Here is a 2,214-nt window from a genome sequence, read left to right as displayed (position 1 = left end):
TGCCAGGACTCGCTGAGCGGCATCGGTAACGCCATCCGTCAGCGACAAACTCTCCCGATGCTGAAACCGCTGGCGAGCGGCAACGTCATGCAAGCGCCCCAAGACATTTCCCAAGGCAAACAGGTGTGCCGGGTTATCGAGCTCTGGCGCCTGGCCTGCACATTGGGGGAAAAGCGAAAAGCGGAAAGTTTGGTAGTGATGCAATGAAACGCCATCAGCTGAGCACCATGGCGCGATCACGGGGACGCTGGCCAGCGCCAGCTCCCTCAGGAAGTCATGCTCTTCCTGAATCGCGGCATCCGCCCAACGTTCGGGGCGATAAAACTTGACCACCCAGCGCTCGCCCTCTTCATCGCGAAACATCAGCACGCGATTTTCATAACTGTTCAAGGCAAAGGGCTCGCCTGCGGGCCAGATACCCACCGACTCGATGGCCGACATCACCAGGTCGGGCGACAGGCTGCTAAACGGGTGCGCCATGGATCACTCCTTTCATTGGGCCAGCCAGTATATCAACTCTTCTCCAGCGGCGTGCGAGACGCCGCCCACACGTCCACGCGCGTGGCACCCGCCGCCAGAGCCGCCAACGCCAGCGCATGCCCCGTGGCTCCCGTCGTGACCACGTCATCGATGATGATGACCCATTCTGGCAGTGGCCCCGCCACGCGGTAGGCTCCTGCGAGGTTACGCTGACGCTCGGCTCGATTCAGTGACCGTTGCGAGGGCAGCCGCTTGTGACACTCAGCCCCCAGCACCGGAAGGTGTAGCCGCTTGCCCAATTGCCTGGCCAGCCACTGAGCCTGGTTGAAGCCTCGCTCGCGCGCCTTGGAAGGATGCATGGGCACCGGCAGCAACGCGCCCCCCAGTTGCACTGGAGGCGTCGAGAGCATCAGCTCGACCAGCAGCGTTCCCGCTCGCGCGGAACCATGAAATTTAAAGTCATGCACCAGCTCCGCCACGCCCTCCTGGTAGCGGAGTGCCGCAGTTGTATGCGTAAAGGCAGGGGGCGCTACCAGGCAGTGGCCACAGCGTCCACTCCCACCAACGGGCAAGGGTTCGGCACATTGCGAGCATGCCGACGTGTTCCAAGGCAGCTCCCGAAAGCACTGCGCGCACCACCCCTGCTCACCGCAATCCGCCGATAGGCAAAACGCACAGTAGCCCGGCAATTGGCGCGACAACCACTGGTTCACGTACTGAACCATTCGCATAGCCACCTCCTCTGCCAACTGGTTTAAAACAGGATGATTGCATTGACATTCATACGTTTATTGGTAGTATACGCAGCGTCTTCTGCGGATGTGGTGGAATTGGTAGACACGCTAGATTTAGGTTCTAGTGCCGTAAGGTGTGGGAGTTCGAGTCTCCCCATCCGCACCAATCACAACTTGTCGTGTGGTCTCTTTGCCACTAGCGCAAGATCAAGAATTCGGTAGCGTCATGCTAACCGAATTTTTTTGTTTCTAGCCCTCTATTATTTGTTGCTGCTGGCATGCAGTTCATTTTTCGCTATCTTTGCAGTTGACTGATGATGGCAATTGAGAAGGATCTCGCCCTATGCAATGGCTCAATGACCACGCCCAGGCCATCTCTGCCGTGGCCAGCGTGTGCACTCTGTTCGTCTGGCTTTTCTACGCGCAGCTGCTCTACAACGGCTACGTTCGTCAGCGACGACCCCGCATCATCGTCAATCGTGGCAAGGGAGTAGGCACCGACGCGCTTTGCCTGATCAGCAACATGAGCAGCGAGGCGATTTATATCCAGCACCTCGTGGCGGTGCTGCACACTCCAGAAGGTTCCTACCCGCTGGATATCGTCGAGTACCAGCAGCAAAGTGGCGAGGAAAACGAAGCTTGCTACCGCACCCATCAAGGCCCCTTGCCCTCTGGCGACTACCTGCATATTCAAACGTTTGGCTCGATCGTCCAGCAACTGACGCGCTACTGGAAATTGGATGCCGCATTACTGCAGGAGCAGACGCTGACGCTGGAGATACGCGTCATCGCCATTTATGGCTCGGAGGACATGCCGGTAGGGGCTGCCCGACGCTTCCACCTCTCGCTCCAGGCAGAGCCAACACGCCAACTGGTGCCGGTTCACCTGGATACGCAGCGCATGAACAGTCGCCGCGACCGGCAACGCCTTGTAGAGTGGGCAAAAGAGATTGAGCTGCACAAAGCGCAATGAGGCACTCAATCGTTGACGTCCTCCCCG

At 58.7% G+C, this 2,214-nt stretch carries 3 protein-coding genes and 1 tRNA gene; 2 read left to right on the top strand and 2 right to left on the bottom strand.

Annotated elements, in window-relative coordinates; genetic code table 11:
* Together B7L71_RS08385 and B7L71_RS08380 are read right to left on the bottom strand one after the other, a co-directional pair.
* The coding region (locus B7L71_RS08385; RefSeq protein ID WP_170919461.1) for a phosphotransferase at positions 1-480 on the bottom strand (480 nt) is incomplete at its 3' end.
* A gap of 32 nt (positions 481-512) precedes the next feature.
* Positions 513-1,211: a ComF family protein gene (locus tag B7L71_RS08380; RefSeq protein WP_249273209.1), complete on the bottom strand. Its 699-nt coding sequence runs from the start codon at positions 1,209-1,211 to the stop codon at positions 513-515.
* Positions 1,212-1,295: 84 nt separating this feature from the next.
* Here B7L71_RS08380 and B7L71_RS08375 point away from each other — a divergent pair.
* Together B7L71_RS08375 and B7L71_RS08370 are read left to right on the top strand one after the other, a co-directional pair.
* Positions 1,296-1,380, top strand: a tRNA-Leu gene (locus B7L71_RS08375).
* Between the two features lie 177 nt (positions 1,381-1,557).
* A complete protein-coding gene (locus B7L71_RS08370) occupies positions 1,558-2,187 on the top strand; it encodes a hypothetical protein (RefSeq protein WP_081137262.1) in 630 nt (209 codons plus the stop codon).
* Positions 2,188-2,214: the final 27 nt, after the last annotated feature.

This window comes from Halomonas sp. BC2, from assembly GCF_002078115.1.
Classification (GTDB): domain Bacteria; phylum Pseudomonadota; class Gammaproteobacteria; order Pseudomonadales; family Halomonadaceae; genus Vreelandella; species Vreelandella stevensii.
This window is presented reverse-complemented; position numbering and strand designations above follow the sequence as displayed.